The following is an 18,541-nucleotide window of genomic DNA, read 5'->3' as shown; positions in this document are numbered from 1 at the left end:
AACAAGAATAACGGGGTCGGAAATGGAGACGCGACAAAGATCTGTCGTGAAAGCAATCGTTTGGAATGCGATTGGCCTGATCATCATGACATGTGTGGGGTTGATCGCCACCGGATCAGCCGCAATTGGCGGCGTGGTCGCATTGGTCAATACTGCAATCGGTTTGACGCTATACGTGGTTTACGAACGCATTTGGGCGGGGATCGCCTGGGGGCGCAATGGCTGAACCTACCAAACCTGAATGGGGCACGTTCTGGCTGATTGTGGCGTGTTATGGCGCGTGGTTGGCGGTGATATTCTGGCTAGCAGGTGTGGCGCTTTGGGCGGCGGTCCCGGCCATGGGGCTGGTCGCTGCGTTGCATTCCTCGCTGACGCATGAGGCGCTGCATGGCCATCCGTTTCGGCACAAATGGCTGAACGAGGCGCTGCTGGCGCTACCACTGACCCTGTTCATTCCCTACAACCGGTTTCGGGACCTGCATCTGGCACATCACCTTGATGCCAATCTGACCGATCCATATGACGACCCCGAGACGAACTATCTGGACCCACGGGTGTGGAACCAACTGCCTGCCTGGAAGCGACGTCTGTATTCGGCCAACAACACGTTGCTGGGCCGTATGGTGCTGGGGCCTGCCATCGGGCAGACGGCGTTCATGTGCGATGAATGGCGCGCGGCACTGCGCGGGGATAGGGCGGTACTGCTGGCCTGGGTGCTTCATCTGCCCGGGGTTGCGGTTGTTCTTTACTGTGTCGCGCAGTCGGCCATGCCCCTTTGGGCCTATGTTTTGTCTGCCTATCTGGGTCTCGCGCTGGTCAAGATCCGCACCTTTCTGGAACATCGCGCACACGAGAAATCACGCGCCAGAACGGTCATAGTCGAAGATCGAGGGCCTTTGGCGTTTCTGTTTCTCAACAACAATCTACACGTCGTTCATCACATGAACCCGACCGCGCCCTGGTATCGGTTGCCCGCGCTCTACCGCACCGGCAAAGACCGCTATCTTGCCAGCAATGAGGCCTATGTCTACCGATCCTATGCGCAGGTCTTTGGCCTGTACTTCTGGCGTTCAAAAGACCCGGTGGCGCATCCGCTCTGGCCAAACGATTGATTTAAGCACAAAAGGGGAGCCATGAGTTTGTGGATTCCCGTCACCATCGCCGCCGCTACATTTCAAACGGTGCGCTTCATGCTGCAAAAGTCGCTGAGCAGCGTGAAGCTGTCTGCGGCAGGCGCAACCTTTGCCCGTTTTGCCTTTTCCTTGCCGCTGGCGATCTTGGGATTGATCGTTGCCCTGCAGTTTACAGGTTTCGAGGTTCCGGTTTTGACGCCCCGGTTCTGGTTGTTTGCCGTGATTGGCGGCACCTCGCAGATATTGGCGACGATCTGTGTTGTGGCGCTGTTCAAACAGCGCAATTTTGCGGTGGGCATCACCTTCAAGAAGACCGAAGTGATTCAGACCGCGATTGTCGGGTTTCTGATCCTCGGCGATCAGGTGTCTACTGGCGCATTAGGGGCGATTGTCCTGGGGCTGGTCGCGGTGCTGGTGCTGTCGAAATCACCAGGCGGGGATGGCGCGTGGTGGCAACATTTGACCAACAAGGCCTCTCGGCTGGGGTTGGGTTCGGGTGTTCTGTTTGCCTTTTCCTCGGTCACCTATCGCGGCGCATCGCTTGAGCTTGGGGAGATCGACGCCTGGTTCCGGGCGTTGGTCGCGCTGGCTGTGGTGGTCACGTTTCAGTTCCTCAGCATGGGGCTGTGGCTGTTGTGGCGCGACCGGGCAGAGCTGCGGGCAGTGTGGGAAACCCGACGCACCGGCGTGTTTGTCGGCCTCACCAGCCTGTGCGGATCGTTCTGCTGGTTCTTTGCCTTCACGTTGCAGAACGCGGCCTATGTTAAGGCATTGGGGCAGGTCGAGCTGATCTTCAGCCTGCTTGCATCCATTCTGTTTTTCCGTGAGACCATCACCCGACGCGAAATCGCCGGGATCACATTGCTGGGTCTGTCGATATTGGCGCTGGTGCTGGCGATTTAGCCCGCGCGACGTTCATCAAAGCTGAGCGCGATAAAGCTGGGCATATGATCGCCCATGCCGACCACAGCTGGCCCGCTATCCTCGCGACGCCCGCGATCCCGGCCTTTCTGACCACGCTCACGCTTGCCTTCGCTTCTCTTGCTGTCGGATGACTTGGCTTTTTTCTCGGGCTTCGGCGCGTCGTCTTTCGGTGCGTCTTTCACCGGGTTGTCGACCCGTGGAATTTCCTTCTGGATCAGCTTCTCAATCGCATCCAGAGCCTTTTCGTCGCGACCCGAGCAGATGGTGAAGGCCTTACCCTCGCGCCCCGCACGACCCGTGCGGCCGATGCGATGGACGTAATCCTCGGCATGGCCGGGAACGTCAAAATTGAACACGTGGCTAACCGACGGAATATCCAGCCCGCGCGCGGCAACGTCCGACGCCACAAGCAAGCGCAGAGAGCCATCACGGAATCCGTCCAGCGTTTTCATCCGCTGCGACTGATCCAGATCGCCATGGATCGCTGCGGCGTTATAGCCGTATTTCTTCAACGACTTTGCGCAGATATCCACATCAGTCTTGCGATTGCAAAAGATGATCGCGTTTGTGCATTTCTCGCCTTCGGCGTCGATCAGCGCACGCAGCACCTTGCGCTTGCCGCTGGCCTCACGATCACGGCGACCGCCTTTGAACATAACGACGCCCTGTTCAATGGTCTCGGACGCGGTGGCCTGACGGGCGACCTCGATCCGGGCCGGGGCGGACAGGAACGTGTCGGTGATCCGTTCAATCTCGGACGCCATCGTGGCCGAGAAGAACAGCGTCTGGCGCGTGAATGGTGTCAGCGAAAAGATGCGTTCGATATCCGGGATGAACCCCATATCCAGCATCCGGTCGGCCTCATCCACGACCATGATCTGAACGCCGGTCAAGAGCAGCTTTCCGCGTTCAAAATGATCCAGCAGACGGCCCGGAGTGGCAATCAGCACGTCAACGCCCCGGTCGATCAGGGCCTCTTGTTCCTTAAAGCTGACACCGCCGATCAGCAGCGCTTTGGTCAGTTTCAGGTGTTTGGAATAGGTGTCGAAATTTTCCGCCACCTGCGCCGCCAGTTCCCGGGTCGGGCACAACACCAGCGACCGCGGCATCCGCGCCCGTGCACGGCCCCGCGCCAAAAGTGTGATCATCGGCAGCGTGAAGCTGGCGGTTTTGCCGGTGCCGGTCTGGGCAATACCCAGCACGTCGCGGCCCTCAAGGGCAGGGGGAATCGCACCCTCCTGAATCGGCGTCGGCGTTTCATATCCGGCTTCGTCAATGGCCTTGAGGACCTTGGGGTTCAGGTTCAGTTCGCTAAACTTTGTCATGTATGTCCGAATGTTGCGGACACTACACCTGGCCCGCGCGTCTGATAGGTGCCGGGCCCGTTTGGCCACGCGCCTTGGGGCGCGGTGCGGCTTGGACCGGGGCATAACAAAATCGTGGGACAGGGTCAAATGAACTTGGCTTTAGCGTTGCGGAAGGGCCTCAGCCGCCATTTCTTTGCAACAATTCAGCAGCTTCCGGGAAAGTGTTTCGCGACCTTTTGGTCCAGGTTTAGAGGCCTGTGCAGAAGCAGCCCATGTTCTTTCAATCGCTGCAAGACGCCTGAGTCTGCCGCGCTCATCTCGTCGAAAAAGACGCGTAGCCCATCTGTGCCTTGTTCGGCTTCAATCCAGCTGAGCAATTCGTGCTTGTTCATACCGCCCATCTCGCGCGCGACATTGGGGGCCATGCCGGGTTGGTAGGAGCCGCGTTCCAGTCGGAACTTGTAGTGAGCGTACCAGTGATCCCAATCCGGGGCATGATGGTGGCACAGATCAACCCCGGGCAATTCGTCCTTGCTGGGCACGATTTGATTTTGAACGGCGATATTGTGGATGCGGTCCTTGAGAAAGCGAATACCGGCTCGTACGAACAGCTTGCCCTGAACGTGGCTTAGAAATCCGCTGGGCAGGAAGGCGCCATAGTTGGGATAGATGGTCTCGATCAGTTCTTGCCGGTCCGGTCCTGTGGGTACGAACGCTTTGTAAAGGTCGTTGCCGCCCGCCAGAGCTTCGATCGGGCGAACGCGCATGGCGGGGATGTCCGGCGGGACATCGCGCAACAGATCGGGGATTGGGGTGGAGGTCCACAGAAACTCGTCCACATCGATATGGGCCAGCCAGTCCATGTCGGTCTGCCCATAGATGAAAGTAGCGTTCTTTGACTGCCGAACCTGGTGTTTGTCCGGTCGCGCAATACCACGTCGCTGCCAGTAATCATCGGTGCAAACCCGGATTTCGATCTTTGGATGCCGGCGCAGTACGCGCACGGCCTTGCGGTTGGGCTCATCCAGGAACAGGTACAGCCGGTCTACGCCCTGATCGAGGTGGTGCGCCGCAAACCGCAGAATGTCGGGCAGAGGCGCACGGATTGTCGAGACAATGCCCCAGCTCGGCCTGTTCTGGCTCGTGGTCATGTGCGCTCCAAACCGGGTTTTTAGGTCGCCCGATGCGGCCTGTTACGTCATCATCTCTTTCGTCGCTGTCAGGTTCAGCGCGGGATAATCGCGCACGACGCGATCAATATCCCATTGCAGACGCGTCAGGTACACGATGTCACCGTCGTGATCATGGGCGATATGCTGCTTGTTGGCGTTGACGAATTTCTCGACCTCTGCCTTGTCCCCGCTGACCCAGCGGGCCGAGGTGAACTGGGACGCCACAAACCGCACGGGCAGGCCGTATTCCATCTCGATCCGGCTGGCGAGCACCTCGAATTGCAGCGCGCCGACCACACCCACAATAAAGCCCGAGCCGATCGAGGGTTTGAAAACCTTCGCGGCGCCTTCTTCAGCAAATTGCATCAGGGCTTTTTCCAGATGCTTGGCCTTCAGCGGATCACCGGCGCGAACCGTCTGCAGCAATTCCGGCGCGAACGACGGGATGCCGGTTACACGCAGCGCTTCGCCTTCGGTCAGTGTGTCACCGATACGCAGCTGACCGTGGTTGGGGATGCCGATAATGTCACCTGCCCAGGCTTCTTCAGCTAATTCCCGATCCGACGCAAGGAACAGGACAGGGTTCGAGATCGCCATCGGCTTTTTCGACCGCACATGGGTCAGTTTCATGCCGCGCTTGAAATGGCCCGACGCCATGCGCACGAATGCCACCCGGTCGCGGTGCTTGGGGTCCATATTGGCCTGAACTTTAAAGACAAACCCGGCGACCTTCTTTTCGTCGGGTGCGATCTGGCGCGGCTCAGCCGATTGAACCTGCGGCTGCGGACCATAAGCCCCGATGCCCTCCATCAGTTCCTTGACGCCAAACGAGTTGATCGCCGAGCCGAACCAGATCGGGGTCATATGCCCCTCAAGCACCGCTTGCGGGTCGAGTTTGGGCAGCAACTCGCGCGCCATCTCAACCTCTTCCAGCAGCTTTTCCAGCAGGTGTTCGGGGACGTGTTCGGCCAGTTTGGGATCATCCAGCCCCTCGATCTGGATGCTTTCGGCCACTTTGTTGCGGTCGGCGCGGTCCATCAGTTCCAACCGGTCGCGCAGCATGTCATAGCAGCCGATGAAATCGCGCCCTACACCGATCGGCCACGCGGCGGGCGTGACGTCGATGGCGAGCATTTCCTGAATTTCGTCGATAATCTCGAACGTGTCGCGGCTTTCGCGGTCCATCTTGTTACAGAAGGTCAGGATCGGCAGGTCGCGCAGGCGGCAGACCTCGAACAGTTTCTGCGTTTGGCTTTCAACGCCTTTCGCGCCGTCGATCACCATCACGGCAGCGTCCACGGCGGTCAGCGTCCGGTAGGTGTCTTCCGAAAAGTCGCTGTGGCCGGGCGTGTCCACCAGATTGAAGCGGAAATTGTCATAGTCGAACGACATCGCCGAAGCGGAAACCGAGATACCGCGATCCTTCTCCATCTGCATGAAGTCCGAGCGCGTGCGCCGCGCCTCGCCCTTGGCGCGCACCTGACCAGCCATTTGGATCGCGCCACCGTACAGCAGGAACTTTTCCGTCAGCGTCGTCTTGCCCGCATCCGGGTGCGAGATGATGGCGAATGTCCGACGCCGGGCAATCTCGGGCGGCAGGGTGGGTTGGTTCGAGGTATCAAGCATGACCGCGCGTATAGGCGGGGAATCCAACTGAGGCAAGACAAAGGGGGTGGTTCGAATCATGTCGCTATGGCAATAAGAACATATAGTGAACAAACAATGGAGAGAACCAATGAATTTGAAAGAAATCGCCGATGAATTGGTGGCGGGTTGCAAGGAAAACCGTGCAAAGGCCAATCTGGACAAGCTTTATTCCGCAGACGCAGTGTCTGTCGAAGCTGCAGACCAGCAGGGGATGGGGCGCGAAACCAAGGGCTTGGACGGCATCAAGGGCAAGCATGACTGGTGGGACAATGCCACAGAGGTCACAGGTGGAGATATCACCGGCCCGTTCATGCATGGCGAGGACCGTTTTGCCGTCATCTTCGAAGTGCAGGGCAAAATGAAAGACAGCGGCGAAAGCTTCGATATGCGCGAAGTGGCTGTCTATCACGTTGCCGATGGCAAGATCGTGCGGGAAGAGTTCTTTTACTGATCGCCGATCCGTTTCTGGTCTTCTCTGTCTGGCGAATGCTAGACATGCGGATAACGACAGATGGAGGGGACCATATGGATCTTGGAATACGTGGAAAGCGCGCTTTGGTCAGCGCCAGTAGCAAAGGGCTTGGGCTTGGGTGTGCCGAGGCATTGGCCGAGGCAGGCGTCGATCTGGTGATGAATGCCCGTGGTGTCGACGCACTGGAGGCCGAGGCGGCGCGCCTGCGTTCGGATCACGGTGTCGACGTGCAGACCGTGGCATGCGATGTGACATCGGCCGAAGGCCAGGCGCAGGTTATTGAGGCCGCACAGGGCGTTGATATCCTTGTGACAAATGCCGGTGGTCCGCCCCCGGGGCTGTGGTCGGATTGGGATCGCGACGACTTCATCACCGCGCTGGATGCCAATATGCTGACACCGATTGCGTTCATGAAAGCTCTGTTGCCGGGCATGATGGACAAGGGTTGGGGCCGGGTGGTCAACATCACCTCGCAATCCGTGCGCGCACCCATTCCCGCCTTGGGATTATCCAATGCAGCCCGCACCGGGCTGACGGGTTATGTCGCGGGCACATCTCGTCAGGTCGCGCCGCATGGGGTGACGATCAACAACCTGTTGCCGGGCATTCATGCGACCGACCGGGCTGTATCTCTGGATACGGGCGTGTCGAACCAGCAGGGCATCTCGATGGCCGCGGCGCGCACACAGCGCGAGGCCACGATCCCGGCGCGGCGCTATGGCACGCGGGTCGAGTTTGGCGCTGCTTGCGCGTTCTTATGTTCTCAACATGCCGGTTTCATCGTTGGGCAGAATATCCTGCTGGATGGCGGCGGCACCAATCTGACGATGTAGATATGGCTCAGGGGTTCTCTCTCAAAGATCAGTTGTTCAATGCCGAAAAGGTCAGTTTTTTGGCAAGTTTGTTTGCCAAAGCTGATCCGGATTTCGACGCAGATGCGTTCAATGCGCGCGTGATGGAGCGTTTGGGAGAGCTTGAGCTGAAAGAGCGAATGCTGTGGATCGCCGCGTGTCTGCAAGACGCAATTCCGGGTGATCTGCCGCAGATCGCTCCGACCCTTTTGCGGGCCCTGCCGCCACCGCTGGACCCGTCCAAATCGGATGACGATTTTGGCGATTTCATCTTTGCCCCGCTGGGGGATTGGGTTGTGTCCGTTGGTTTGGATCACCCCGACTTGGCGCTGGATGTCTTTGAGGAGATCACGCAGAGATTTTCCATGGAATGGGCGATCCGACCCTTTCTGAACCGACATCCCGATCTGGTGATGGAACGCATGCAGGATTGGTGCGGGCATTCCAGCTATCACGTGCGTCGTTTGGTCAGCGAGGGCACGCGACCCAAGTTGCCATGGGGGCAGGCGGTCAGCCTGACAACAGAACAGCCGGTGGCGTTGCTGGAGCGATTGCACGCCGACCCAACCCGCTATGTAACGCGGTCGGTGGCCAATCATCTGAACGATATCGCCAAAACCGATCCTGACCTCGTACTTACGTGCCTGAACAGATGGGCCAAAGCGCAAACGCAAGACGCGGATGAACTGCGCTGGATGACGTCACATGCGCTGAGGGGGCTGATCAAGTCCGGCCATCCCGGGGCGATGAAGGCGCTGGGATATGATCCGGACGCAAAAATCGCGGCTTCTGTCACGATCAAAGGTGACGCCCGGATTGGCGAAGCGCTGGAGTTTGAGGCTGAGCTTAAGGGATCAAAAAGCCAACCGGTTCTTGTGGATTATATTATTCACTTTCAACGGCCTGGCGGGCGTGTCTCACCCAAGGTGCACAAATTGAAACAGTCCGTGCTAAAGGATGGTCAACTGACGCTGACCAAGAAGCACAAGCTCAAAGGCAACGCGACGACGTTTCAGCTGGTGCCCGGGGCGCATGTGCTTGAGGTTCAGGTGAACGGTGTGGTGCGGGCCAGTGTTCCGTTCGAGCTGTTGGAATAGATCCCGCCCCCGGTTTCACGCTTTTGTCAAAACCCTTCGCCTTACATTGCGCGGATGGCCAGCTTGTATTAGCTGCACGGCAGCTAAGCGAAAAGGGTTGCAACAATGAAGCATGAAGCCGTGCAGAACTATTATGGAGAGGTGCTTCAGAGCAGCTCGGATTTGCAGACAAACGCGTGTTGCACGCCCGATGATATGCCCGATCATCTCAAGGCCATTTTGTCGAAAGTTCATAACGAGGTTCTGACGCGCTACTACGGCTGCGGCCTGATCGCACCGCTGGACCTTGAAGGGATGCATATTCTGGACTTGGGCTGTGGTGCGGGGCGTGATGTTTACGCGCTGTCGGCGATGGTTGGTGAAACAGGTCGGGTTGTCGGCGTGGACATGACACCCGAACAGCTGGAAGTTGCGCGCGCGCATCAGGACTATCACGCCAAGGCTTTTGGGCACGCGGCCAGCAATGTTGAATTTCACCATGGCTATATCGAAAAGCTGGACGAACTGGATCTTGAGCCCGGTTCCTTCGATATCATCGTGTCCAATTGCGTGATCAACCTGGCGACCGACAAGGCCGCGGTTCTGCGCGGCGCGCATCGGCTGCTGAAAGAGGGCGGTGAGATGTATTTCTCGGACGTCTATTCCGACCGCCGCGTGCCGCAGGCCATGGCCGAAGATGAGGTTCTGTATGGCGAGTGCCTTTCCGGGGCGCTTTACTGGAATGACTTTCTGACCCTGTCGCGTCAGGCGGGCTTTGGCGACCCGCGCCGGGTCACGCACCGGCCGCTGACAATCGAAAACCCGACGCTTGAGGCACGGGTTGCACCGCTGAATTTCCTGTCGGCGACCTATCGTTTGTTTAAACTGCCCGCGCTAGAGGCCGCGTGCGAGGATTATGGTCAAGCCGTGATCTACAAGGGTACAATCCCCAACGCGCCGAACGAATTTGTGCTGGACGATCACCATTCGGCAGCGACCGGCAAGGTATTCCCAGTTTGCGGCAACACATGGATGATGCTGCACGACACACGCTTTGCGCGGCACTTTGACTTCATTGGTGACTTCTCGACCCATTACGGGATTTTCGAAGGTTGCGGCGGCGAAAGCCCGTTTGAACAGACAGGCGAGGCTGCCTCAACCGGCTGCTGCTGATCTCTTGCGCCTGAGGGGCGGGGTTGCTATCCCCGCCCAAGCCCGATGAAATTGATCGGGAAAGGCAACGGGGCCCTTGGTGACAGAAAACGCAACTCCTCCTCGGCTTGAAATTCGCAATCTTGTGGCCCGGTTCGAAGGGCGCACGGTGGTGGACAACGTCTCGCTCAGCGTTGATGCGGGCAAAGTGATGTGCCTGCTTGGGCCGTCCGGCTGCGGCAAGTCCACAACATTGCGCATGATCGCCGGGGTTGAGATGCAGACTTCCGGCGAGATTTACGTTGACGGAAAGCTGGTCTGTGACACCGATTTCCGCGTGCCGCCGGAACGGCGCGAAATCGGTCTGATGTTTCAGGATTTTGCCCTTTTCCCGCATCTGAGCGTCGCCGATAATGTGGCCTTTGGTCTGAAGGGCAGCAAAGAATTCAAACGCACCCGCGTCGAAGAGTTGCTGGCCAAGGTCGATCTGATGCGGTTCATCGATGCGTATCCCTATCAGTTGTCCGGTGGCGAACAGCAGCGGGTTGCTCTGGCGCGGGCGCTGGCGCCTCGGCCCCGCATCATGCTGATGGACGAGCCGTTCTCGGGCCTCGACAACCGTTTGCGCGACGGGATCCGGGACGAGACCTTGGCCATCCTCAAGGACGAAGACGCAGCCGTTTTGCTGGTCACGCATGAGCCAGACGAGGCGATGCGCATGGCGGATGAGATCGCGTTGATGCGGGGCGGCAGGATCGTTCAGCAGGGCGCGCCGTATAACGTCTATACCAGACCAACCGACAAAGCCGCGGTGTCTTTCTTTAGCGATATCAACGTTCTGAAAGGTAAAGTGAATGGCGCGCTGACCGATACGCCATTCGGGCAGTTTCTGGCGCCGGGCGTGCCGGATGACACCGAGGTCGAGATCGTGTTCCGCCCGCAGCATGTCAAACTGGATTTTGACCGCAACGGGTCCGGCCCATTACCAACTGAAACGGACGGGGTGGCCGCGCGTGGCGAGGTCATTCGGGCGCGGTTTCTGGGTAACGAAAGCCTGGTCGAGTTTCGGATGGATCATGACGGCTCGATCCTGAAAGCAACTGTGCCAAATGTGTTTGTCCCCAAGCCGGGGCGGGTCTTGTGGCTGACGGTGCGCCGTGACCGGTGTTTCGTTTTCCCGGCCTGATCCGTTTCCGGGTCAGTTTTGCAACAAGTGGTGCCTGAAAGCCGCAAATTGTCAGCGGGTGCTGCTTGCCGCAATGCCGAGGCGGGTTTATCAATGGCCAAACCCGGGGGCTGAGGCAGGTAATGCGCATACTTTTGACCAATGATGACGGCATCAACGCGCCGGGATTGACTGTGCTTGAGGCCATCGCAGGAGAACTGGCAGGCCCTGGTGGTGAGGTTTGGGTCGTTGCCCCTGCGTTCGAGCAATCGGGCGTGGGCCACTGCATCAGCTACACCCGACCGATGATGATGGCCAAGCTGGGCGACCGGCGCTTTGCGGCCGAGGGATCGCCCGCCGATTGCGTGCTGGCGGGCCTGCACGATGTCATGAAAGACAACCGTCCCGATCTGGTGTTGTCCGGTGTGAACCGGGGCAATAACTCGGGCGAGAATACGCTTTATTCCGGAACGATTGGCGGCGCGATGGAGGCTGCCCTGCAAGGTGTTCCGGCCATCGCACTGTCGCAGTTCTATGGTCCCGGCAATCTGGGGCTTGAGAACCCGTTCGAGGCCTCTGCCGTTCACGGCGCGGCCCTGGTCCGCAAAATTCTGGATGCAACCCCGGACGAGCAGGCGGACTACCGCCTGTTTTACAACGTGAATTTCCCGCCCGTTCCCGCATCTGAGGTGAAAGGCACGCGTGTGGCCCCGCAAGGGTTCCGGCGCGACACGCATTTCGGGGTCGAGCCGCACAGTTCGCCCTCGGGGCGTAAATTCCTGTGGATCAAGGGCGGGTATCAGCACAATCCAACCGAACCGGGTACGGATGTTGCGGTCAATCTGGAAGGATACATCTCGGTCACGCCGATGCGGGCTGACCTGACCGCGCATGACGCGCTGGAGGCGTTGAAGTCGATCGAATGACCGGACTGGACCCTGAACGCACCATGCAATTCCTGTTCTCGCTGCGCTCGCGCGGGGTCACGGACGCGCGCGTGCTTGAGGCGATGGAGCAGGTCGACAGAGGTTTGTTTGTGCGCGGTTTGTTTGCGGATCGTGCTTATGAAGATACGCCGTTGCCGATCACCTGCGGGCAGACAATCAGCCAGCCTTCGGTGGTTGGCCTGATGACGCAGGCCCTGCGGGTGCGCCCGCGCGATACGGTTCTCGAGATCGGGACCGGCTCTGGCTATCAGGCGGCGATCCTGTCCAAGCTGGCGCGCCGGGTCTATACTGTCGAACGTCACCGGCGGCTGGTGCAGGAAACCGGGCAGTTGTTTCGCGAGATGGGCCTGACCAATGTGACGGCGATGCTGTCGGATGGATCCTTCGGATTGCCCGAGCAGGCCCCATTTGACCGCATCATTGTGACTGCCGCTGCAGAAGATCCGCCAGGGCCTCTCTTGGCGCAGCTTAAAATCGGCGGTATCATGGTTTTACCGGTGGGCCAGTCGGACGCGGTGCAGACCCTGATACGGGTCACGCGCACCGAGGACGGTCTGGACTATGACGAATTGTTGCCCGTTCGTTTCGTGCCCTTGCTGGAAGGGCTTGGAAAGGACGAAGCGTAAAGGTTTATTGAGCAAAGATGCCAGAACCCCGGGGAAAAGGGGCAGGTGTTGAGGACAGAAAAATGAGAGCAGTTTCCAAATCAGCCATGCGCCGTTTTGCGACAGGCGCTGCCGCGCTGGCCCTGTTGGCCGGGTGCGAAGGCCCGTTCGACTATGATCTGCGCGGGAATGTCGGTGGTTTCTCGACCGCCGATGCGGCCGTTGCTGCAACCACAAGCCGCCCGGCACCGGACGCACGGGGTGTCATATCCTATCCCACCTACCAGGTTGCCGTTGCCCGCAGGGGTGACAGTGTTACGGATGTGGCAAACCGGGTCGGTCTGCCGGTGGCAGAGCTTGCGCGGTTTAACGGCCTACAGCCTAATGATCCGCTGCGAGAGGGCGAGGTCATCGCTCTGCCGCGTCAGGTTGGGGCGGCTAGCAACGTGGATATCGCCACAATCGCGGGCACTGCGATCGATGAAGCGCCGGATACGGGTGGCGTTCGCACAACCACGCTGCAACCAGCGCAGCCCGCGCCCGCTCCGATCGCGGCAGGGCCGGAACCTGTGCGCCACAAGGTAAAACGTGGCGAGACGGCCTATACCATTTCGCGGCTCTACCAGGTGTCGGTCGAGTCGCTGGCTGAATGGAACGGGCTAGGGTCCGATTTCACGGTTCGCGAAGGGCAGTTCCTTCTGATCCCGGTCAAGGATCAGCCCGCACCGCGCAATGTTGCGCCGGCGGCATCCGCCACTGCGGTGACGCAACCGGGGCAGGGATCGCCCACGCCGACCCCCCCAAGCGCAACACAACCATTGCCGGAAGAAGATGTAAGCGCCCTGGTCGAGGCGCCTGATGTCACCGCAGAGGCACCCACAACGCAAAGCTCATCCGCTTTGTCATTGCCTGTGTCCGGGCGGATCATTCGGACATATGAAAAGGGCAAAAACGAAGGCATCGACATAGCCGCTGCCCCCGGTACCGCTGTGACCGCAGCCGAGGCGGGTACAGTTGCTGCGATCACCGCTGATGCGGATCAGGTTCCGATCATCGTGGTGCGCCACCAGAACGATCTGTTGACGGTCTATGCCAATGTCGATGCGATCACGGTCAAGAAAGGTGATCGGGTGCGCCGGGGTCAGAAGATCGCTGCATTGCGGGGCGGCGACAATGCCTATGTGCATTTCGAAGTGCGCAAGGGTTTTGAATCGGTCGACCCCGAGCCCTATCTGAACTGACGAGGGATGGCTCTGACGGGCCATGCCTTCGGTGAGAGTATTTTTGAAAAGATGAAGCCTGTCAGGCGGTCGGGTCGTAGTCGGCCAGCCGCTTGCCGGGTTCATCTGCAAAAATCTCGGGCAGGGGGCGCACGGTTTCGATCAGGTCGATGCGAAAGACCCGAAACCCCTGTCGCAGCTCGCACCAGGCGGTTAGGGTCCAGACACGGCCCCAGTATTCCATATGTAGTGGACGAATGGCGCGGTCGGTCAGAACGCCATCGATGCGCCGATAGGACAGGTGCAGTTTCTGCCGTGATTTGATGGCGGCGCGAATTGGGGCCATATGGGCCAAACCACGGGCGGCATCGGCAAAGGGATAGACCGCGAATTTCCAGGCATCCGCCTCGGCCACGACCTGCGTCGGCAGCACCGCGTCGATCTTGTCGGCCAGCGTTTCGGCGGCGGCCTTGAGGTCGGGATCGGCGGCCTCGGCCACGATGGCCATCCCGAGGTTCAGCGCCTCAAGTTCGGCAGGGGTCAGGTTCAGCGGGGGCAGGGTGATTTGTTCGCGAACCAGGTATCCGACGCCGCGTTCGCCTTCGACCGGGACGCCCGAGGCCACCAGCGTGTCCATGTCGCGATAGATGGTGCGGACCGACACCTCAAGCCGGTCCGCGATATCCTGCGCGCGGTGCAGTTTGCCATCGCGCAGGATCTGGATGATGTCGAACAGACGGTCAGTGCGGCGCATGACACGCTGCCCGGACCGTAATCAGTTGGTCATTTTCCATAGAACATTCTCGTGGCGCATCTGCACAGTTTCGGGGTCAATCGCCGCCATCAAGCCTGCGGCAAAATCCTGCTGAGGGAATTGCGCGGCGGCATCCTGCGCAGCCTTCATGTCGGCCCAGACCACGTAATCGGTCCAGCGACCATCTTCACCCCGGCTAAGCTGGCGATGGGTAAAGCCTGGGGCGCTGCGCACGAACGCCTCAGAGGCTTTGCTGAGTTTCACGAACGCCTCGGGTGAGGTGCCATCGGTGAGCGTGAAGGTAACGATTTCTGCAACATGGGTCATTTTCTTCTCCGTTGACCAGGTTTCGATTCCTGCTGAATAGCTGCACTCAACTGACATAAACCTGTCAGTTGGAAAATGCGAGCCTCAAGAATCTCGGATTTACCGCTGATTTGGGGTGCCAATTCCGTGTGGTTGTCTTTTGCAGCCCCTCCAGGCGGCGTAGAACAACCCCAAATGGGACTGTTCGGCGCAGCTGGCGCTGGCAACAAGGAGAAAAGACATGCTCAACAATATTGGCCTTCCCGGTCTTCTGCTGATCGCCGTTGTGGTGTTGGTGCTGTTTGGTCGCGGCAAGATCAGCTCGTTGATGGGTGAAGTGGGCAAGGGCATCACCTCGTTCAAAAAGGGCGTCAAAGAAGGTGCGGACGAGCTGGAGCAGGACGCATCCGAGCTGGCCAAGGACGTCACGCCCGAGACCGACAAAGACAAGGCCTAGGCGCATATGTTTGATCTGGGCTGGACCGAGCTTCTGGTCATAGGCATCGTTGCATTGATCGTGGTGGGACCCAAGGACCTGCCGGTTCTGTTTCGCAATGTCGGGCGCTTTGTCGGCAAGGCGCGCGGTATGGCGCGCGAGTTCAGCAGCGCCATGAATGAAGCGGCGGACCAAGCCGGCGTGAACGAGATCAAAAAAGGTCTCGACGCTGCGGCGAACCCGGTGGGAACTGCGATGGACAGCGTCAACGAAGCGGCGCGCGATATCCGCAAGACGATTGACCCGACAAAGTTCGACCCCGATAGCGCGACGGGCAAATTGGCCGCTGAGCGCGCCGAACAAGCCAAGAAGATTCAGGCCACCACCGCGCGCGCCACAGCCGAACGCAAGGCCAAGGAGGCCGCAGAGGCGCTGGCCAAAGCCGAAGAGGCCGAGGCCGCCGTGAACACCGAAAGCAAGACATGAGCAAGACCGACGAGATCGAAGACAGCTCGGCTCCGCTGATCGAGCATCTGGCTGAACTGCGCACACGGCTGATCCACTCTGTCGTGGCCTTCCTGATCGGCATGATCATCTGTTTTTCGGTGGCAACGCCGATCTTCAACTTTCTGACCCACCCCCTGTGCGAGGTTCTCAGCGAACGGGGGCAGGATTGCGGGCTGATCTTCATCTCACCTCAAGAAGGGTTCTTTGTCGCCATCAAAGTATCGCTGTTGGGCGGTTTCATTCTGGCGTTTCCCTATATCGGAATGCAGATGTGGCGGTTTGTGGCACCGGGCCTGTACAAGTCTGAGAAGAACGCGTTTTTACCATTCATGCTGGCCTCGCCCTTCATGTTCCTGTTGGGCGCCAGCTTTGCGTTCTATGTCGTCACGCCGCTGGCCTATGACTTCTTCCTTGGCTTCCAGCAGTTCGGGACCGAAGGCGAAGCGGTGGCCGACGGCACCAACAATGCAGCACCCCTGAGCGTTGTGTTCCAGGGATCGGCGCAGGAATACCTCAACCTGACGATCAAGTTCATCGTGGCCTTTGGCTTGTGTTTCCAGCTGCCGGTTCTGCTGACGTTGATGGGCAAGGCCGGTCTGGTCAGCGCGCAGGGACTCGGCGAGGTTCGCAAATACGCGGTCATCGGCATTCTGGTGCTGGCGGCTGTGGTCACGCCTCCGGACGTCATCACGCAGATCATTCTGTTCACCGTGGTCTATGGCCTCTACGAGGTTTCGATCTTCCTTGTGGCGCGAGTCGAGAAGAAGCGCGAGGATCAACTGCGGGCTGACGGCTATTATGATGATGAAGAGGCCGAAGCCGATCTGCATGACCTCGAAGACGTCGAAGAACGCAAGTAGGCCCTTGTCAAATGATCCAAAGGCGCGCCGTGGTTGGCGCGCCTTTTTTGTTCCGGCCCCTTGTTGTGCGGGATTGAACGTGGTTTGAAACCGGCACGACACGACCGGAGGCCCCGATGGATGACCAAGCCCTGAACCGAATTGCCGATGCGCTTGAACGGATGGCCCCGGCACCTTTGGCCGCGCCGGATTTCAACGCGGCCCCGGCCTTTGTCTGGCACGTGGAACCTGACCGGTTGGAGCCGGTTACGCAGGTCAACCGGGTCGATCTGGAATTGCTCGTCGGGATCAACCGCTCTCGCGATACGTTGCTGGACAATACGCGCCGCTTTGCGTCCGGGTACAAGGCCAACAACGCGCTGCTTTGGGGCGCTCGGGGGATGGGCAAGTCGAGCCTTGTCAAGGCGGTCCATGGCACGCTGCAGGCTGAACACCCCGATCTCAAGCTTGTCGAGTTGCAACGCGAAGACATGGCCTCGGTCGCGCGCCTGCTGAACCATCTGCGCAACGCACCGCATCGGTTCATCCTGTTCTGCGACGACTTGTCCTTCAGCCACGATGACCAGCACTATAAATCCCTAAAAGCCGTGCTGGATGGCGGGATTGAGGGGCGTCCAGAAAACGTGGTCTTCTACGCCACGTCTAACCGCCGTCACCTGATGCCGCGCGACATGATCGAGAATGAGCGCTCAAGCGCGATCAACCCGTCCGAGGCGGTTGAAGAAAAGGTCTCTCTGTCGGATCGTTTCGGCCTTTGGCTGGGTTTCCACCCCTGCGATCAGGATGAATATCTGGCTATGATCGATCGCTATTGCAGCGCGTATGGCGTTTCAGTCGACGCAGACACGCTGCGGGCCGAGGCGATCGAATGGCAGGCCACCCGGGGCGCGCGTTCCGGTCGCGTGGCGTGGCAATTCTTTGTCGATCTGGCCGGGCGCAACGGCGTCCATATCGCCTGATCGCGGCTTCGCCTGCCCAAAAAGCTATCCTAAAGCAGGGCCAACAGGCGCGCCGCTTCGTCAGATGTGCTGCTCAACCCGTCCCGATCTTCACCGGGATGAAACCGCGCGCGCACAGCCGTTGGCATCGGAGCCGGTTCCAGAATGGAAACACGCGGGCCCGTCCGTTCGGTCTCAACCGCCCAACTGCGCGCCAGAGCGATCTGCGCGGCCTTGGTGGCCCCGTAGATGCCATAGAACTTTTGACCAGCCTTGGGGTCGTCAAAGAACACGGCATGGCCCTTGTCGCCCAGCAGCGGCGTGACATAGGGGATCAGAACCGAAGTTGCCGTGGCGTTGATGTTCAACGCCTTTGCCCATTCCTTGGGGTCGACAAAATGCGCAGGCGTCAGGGCCGAGGTATGGACCGCCGTGTGCAGCCACAGATCGACCTTGCCCCAGCGGTCATGGATGCCGCGGCACAAGGTGGCCATGGCATTGGGGTCTGTGATATCCATCGGGGCCAAGGTGGCAGCACCGCCTTTGGCCTTGATACGGTCGTCAAGCTCCTCCAGCCCGCCGGTAGTGCGGGCGACGGCAACGATGTGGTATTCGGGCGCCAGGGCCTCGGCCAGCGCGGCCCCAAGGCCACGGGACGCGCCGGTGACAAGCGCAATTTTGGTCTGATCGGTCATGGCTGCGGTTTGAACCCAGCCGCGCGGGCCGTCAAGCCCGGATCAACTGCCCGGTATCTCGATCCGCCGGGTTTGGCCGCTTTGTCGCAGCATGACGCCGTCTTCGTCTATGGCCACAACCGTGCCCGAAGACACACGGCTGCCAGGTTTGACCTCTTTGACCCGGCCCGAAGACAACCGCATCAGCGCTCGCAGATTGGCTTTGGGGCCGAAGATGCCCAGCACCGAGACAGAATTCTTCTTGAGCGCGCCCTTCTGCGTGGCCGCGCTTTTGACGGTTGTGTTTGACATGTGGCGTGGCCCGGACACCGCCCGGACCCCTTTTTTGTGAGTGGCTTTGGCCGAGCCGGTATCAAAGGGGCACGGGAAACAAA

General features: G+C 59.5%; 22 protein-coding genes. 15 read left to right on the top strand and 7 right to left on the bottom strand.

Annotated elements, in window-relative coordinates:
- Positions 1 to 22 precede the first annotated feature (22 nt).
- The 3 genes from ACR0AG_RS16400 to ACR0AG_RS16390 are packed head-to-tail and all read left to right on the top strand — an operon-like array spanning position 23 to position 2,036.
- The gene (locus tag ACR0AG_RS16400; protein WP_480840836.1) at positions 23 to 226 is read left to right on the top strand and encodes a DUF2061 domain-containing protein; all 204 of its coding nucleotides are present in this window, start codon (positions 23 to 25) and stop codon (positions 224 to 226) included.
- The gene (locus tag ACR0AG_RS16395) at positions 219 to 1,112 is read left to right on the top strand and encodes a fatty acid desaturase (protein ID WP_480840834.1); all 894 of its coding nucleotides are present in this window, start codon (positions 219 to 221) and stop codon (positions 1,110 to 1,112) included. Before ACR0AG_RS16400 ends, ACR0AG_RS16395 begins: the two co-directional genes overlap by 8 nt.
- A 21-nt stretch (positions 1,113 to 1,133) precedes the next feature.
- A complete protein-coding gene (locus ACR0AG_RS16390; protein WP_480840832.1) occupies positions 1,134 to 2,036 on the top strand; it encodes an EamA family transporter in 903 nt (300 codons plus the stop codon).
- Here ACR0AG_RS16390 and ACR0AG_RS16385 read toward each other — a convergent pair.
- The 3 genes from ACR0AG_RS16385 to ACR0AG_RS16375 all read right to left on the bottom strand — a co-directional run bounded on the left by ACR0AG_RS16385 (position 2,033) and on the right by ACR0AG_RS16375 (position 6,162).
- The gene (locus tag ACR0AG_RS16385; RefSeq protein WP_480840830.1) at positions 2,033 to 3,382 is read right to left on the bottom strand and encodes a DEAD/DEAH box helicase; all 1,350 of its coding nucleotides are present in this window, start codon (positions 3,380 to 3,382) and stop codon (positions 2,033 to 2,035) included. The genes ACR0AG_RS16390 and ACR0AG_RS16385 overlap by 4 nt on opposite strands.
- A 185-nt stretch (positions 3,383 to 3,567) precedes the next feature.
- Positions 3,568 to 4,515, bottom strand: a complete 948-nt coding sequence (locus ACR0AG_RS16380) for a glycosyltransferase family 2 protein (protein WP_480840828.1) — start codon at positions 4,513 to 4,515, stop codon at positions 3,568 to 3,570.
- A gap of 42 nt (positions 4,516 to 4,557) precedes the next feature.
- Positions 4,558 to 6,162, bottom strand: coding sequence for a peptide chain release factor 3 (locus ACR0AG_RS16375; RefSeq protein ID WP_480840826.1), 1,605 nt, complete (start codon positions 6,160 to 6,162; stop codon positions 4,558 to 4,560).
- Positions 6,163 to 6,271: 109 nt separating this feature from the next.
- Here ACR0AG_RS16375 and ACR0AG_RS16370 point away from each other — a divergent pair, with 109 nt between their 5' ends.
- From ACR0AG_RS16370 to ACR0AG_RS16335, 8 genes are all read left to right on the top strand, one after another.
- Complete coding sequence (locus ACR0AG_RS16370) at positions 6,272 to 6,634, top strand: SnoaL-like domain-containing protein (protein WP_480840824.1); 363 nt, start codon at positions 6,272 to 6,274, stop codon at positions 6,632 to 6,634.
- Positions 6,635 to 6,708: 74 nt separating this feature from the next.
- A complete protein-coding gene (locus ACR0AG_RS16365) occupies positions 6,709 to 7,488 on the top strand; it encodes an SDR family oxidoreductase (protein WP_480840821.1) in 780 nt (259 codons plus the stop codon).
- A 2-nt stretch (positions 7,489 to 7,490) separates the two neighbouring features.
- Positions 7,491 to 8,603: a hypothetical protein gene (locus tag ACR0AG_RS16360; protein ID WP_480840819.1), complete on the top strand. Its 1,113-nt coding sequence runs from the start codon at positions 7,491 to 7,493 to the stop codon at positions 8,601 to 8,603.
- 105 nt (positions 8,604 to 8,708) lie between these two features.
- Entirely contained in the window at positions 8,709 to 9,755 is a 1,047-nt protein-coding gene (locus ACR0AG_RS16355; RefSeq protein WP_480840817.1) for a methyltransferase domain-containing protein, read from the top strand.
- A 79-nt stretch (positions 9,756 to 9,834) separates the two neighbouring features.
- Positions 9,835 to 10,920: an ABC transporter ATP-binding protein gene (locus ACR0AG_RS16350; protein ID WP_480840815.1), complete on the top strand. Its 1,086-nt coding sequence runs from the start codon at positions 9,835 to 9,837 to the stop codon at positions 10,918 to 10,920.
- 122 nt (positions 10,921 to 11,042) lie between these two features.
- Positions 11,043 to 11,825 carry a 5'/3'-nucleotidase SurE gene (gene surE, locus ACR0AG_RS16345; RefSeq protein WP_480840813.1) on the top strand — a complete coding sequence of 261 codons (783 nt, stop codon included), beginning with the start codon at positions 11,043 to 11,045 and terminating at the stop codon, positions 11,823 to 11,825.
- Positions 11,822 to 12,472: a protein-L-isoaspartate(D-aspartate) O-methyltransferase gene (locus ACR0AG_RS16340; protein ID WP_170708375.1), complete on the top strand. Its 651-nt coding sequence runs from the start codon at positions 11,822 to 11,824 to the stop codon at positions 12,470 to 12,472. Before surE ends, ACR0AG_RS16340 begins: the two co-directional genes overlap by 4 nt.
- Positions 12,473 to 12,534: 62 nt before the next feature.
- A complete protein-coding gene (locus tag ACR0AG_RS16335; protein ID WP_480840811.1) occupies positions 12,535 to 13,692 on the top strand; it encodes a LysM peptidoglycan-binding domain-containing protein in 1,158 nt (385 codons plus the stop codon).
- A 61-nt stretch (positions 13,693 to 13,753) separates the two neighbouring features.
- On the opposite strand, the gene ACR0AG_RS16330 is transcribed toward ACR0AG_RS16335, so the two are convergent.
- Together ACR0AG_RS16330 and ACR0AG_RS16325 are read right to left on the bottom strand one after the other, a co-directional pair.
- Entirely contained in the window at positions 13,754 to 14,425 is a 672-nt protein-coding gene (locus tag ACR0AG_RS16330; RefSeq protein ID WP_480840809.1) for a helix-turn-helix transcriptional regulator, read from the bottom strand.
- Between the two features lie 21 nt (positions 14,426 to 14,446).
- On the bottom strand, positions 14,447 to 14,752 hold the full coding sequence (locus ACR0AG_RS16325; RefSeq protein WP_480840807.1) for a hypothetical protein: 306 nt from the start codon (positions 14,750 to 14,752) through the stop codon (positions 14,447 to 14,449).
- Positions 14,753 to 14,972: 220 nt separating this feature from the next.
- On the opposite strand from ACR0AG_RS16325, the gene ACR0AG_RS16320 reads away from it, so the two are divergent.
- The 4 genes from ACR0AG_RS16320 (at position 14,973) to ACR0AG_RS16305 (ending at position 17,493) form a co-directional block, all read left to right on the top strand.
- On the top strand, positions 14,973 to 15,188 hold the full coding sequence (locus ACR0AG_RS16320; protein WP_039531114.1) for a twin-arginine translocase TatA/TatE family subunit: 216 nt from the start codon (positions 14,973 to 14,975) through the stop codon (positions 15,186 to 15,188).
- A gap of 6 nt (positions 15,189 to 15,194) precedes the next feature.
- Positions 15,195 to 15,653: a Sec-independent protein translocase protein TatB gene (gene tatB, locus ACR0AG_RS16315; protein WP_480840805.1), complete on the top strand. Its 459-nt coding sequence runs from the start codon at positions 15,195 to 15,197 to the stop codon at positions 15,651 to 15,653.
- On the top strand, positions 15,650 to 16,534 hold the full coding sequence (gene tatC, locus ACR0AG_RS16310; protein ID WP_480840803.1) for a twin-arginine translocase subunit TatC: 885 nt from the start codon (positions 15,650 to 15,652) through the stop codon (positions 16,532 to 16,534). The genes tatB and tatC overlap by 4 nt, the downstream gene beginning before the upstream one ends.
- A gap of 116 nt (positions 16,535 to 16,650) precedes the next feature.
- Positions 16,651 to 17,493, top strand: coding sequence for an ATP-binding protein (locus ACR0AG_RS16305; RefSeq protein ID WP_480840801.1), 843 nt, complete (start codon positions 16,651 to 16,653; stop codon positions 17,491 to 17,493).
- A gap of 29 nt (positions 17,494 to 17,522) precedes the next feature.
- Here ACR0AG_RS16305 and ACR0AG_RS16300 read toward each other — a convergent pair whose 3' ends face one another.
- Both ACR0AG_RS16300 and ACR0AG_RS16295 read right to left on the bottom strand, forming a co-directional pair.
- Positions 17,523 to 18,167, bottom strand: a complete 645-nt coding sequence (locus ACR0AG_RS16300; protein WP_480840799.1) for an SDR family NAD(P)-dependent oxidoreductase — start codon at positions 18,165 to 18,167, stop codon at positions 17,523 to 17,525.
- 42 nt (positions 18,168 to 18,209) lie between these two features.
- The gene (locus tag ACR0AG_RS16295; protein ID WP_480840797.1) at positions 18,210 to 18,458 is read right to left on the bottom strand and encodes a hypothetical protein; all 249 of its coding nucleotides are present in this window, start codon (positions 18,456 to 18,458) and stop codon (positions 18,210 to 18,212) included.
- Positions 18,459 to 18,541 lie beyond the last annotated feature (83 nt).

This window comes from Ruegeria sp. H6 (assembly GCF_056532975.1).
This window is presented reverse-complemented; position numbering and strand designations above follow the sequence as displayed.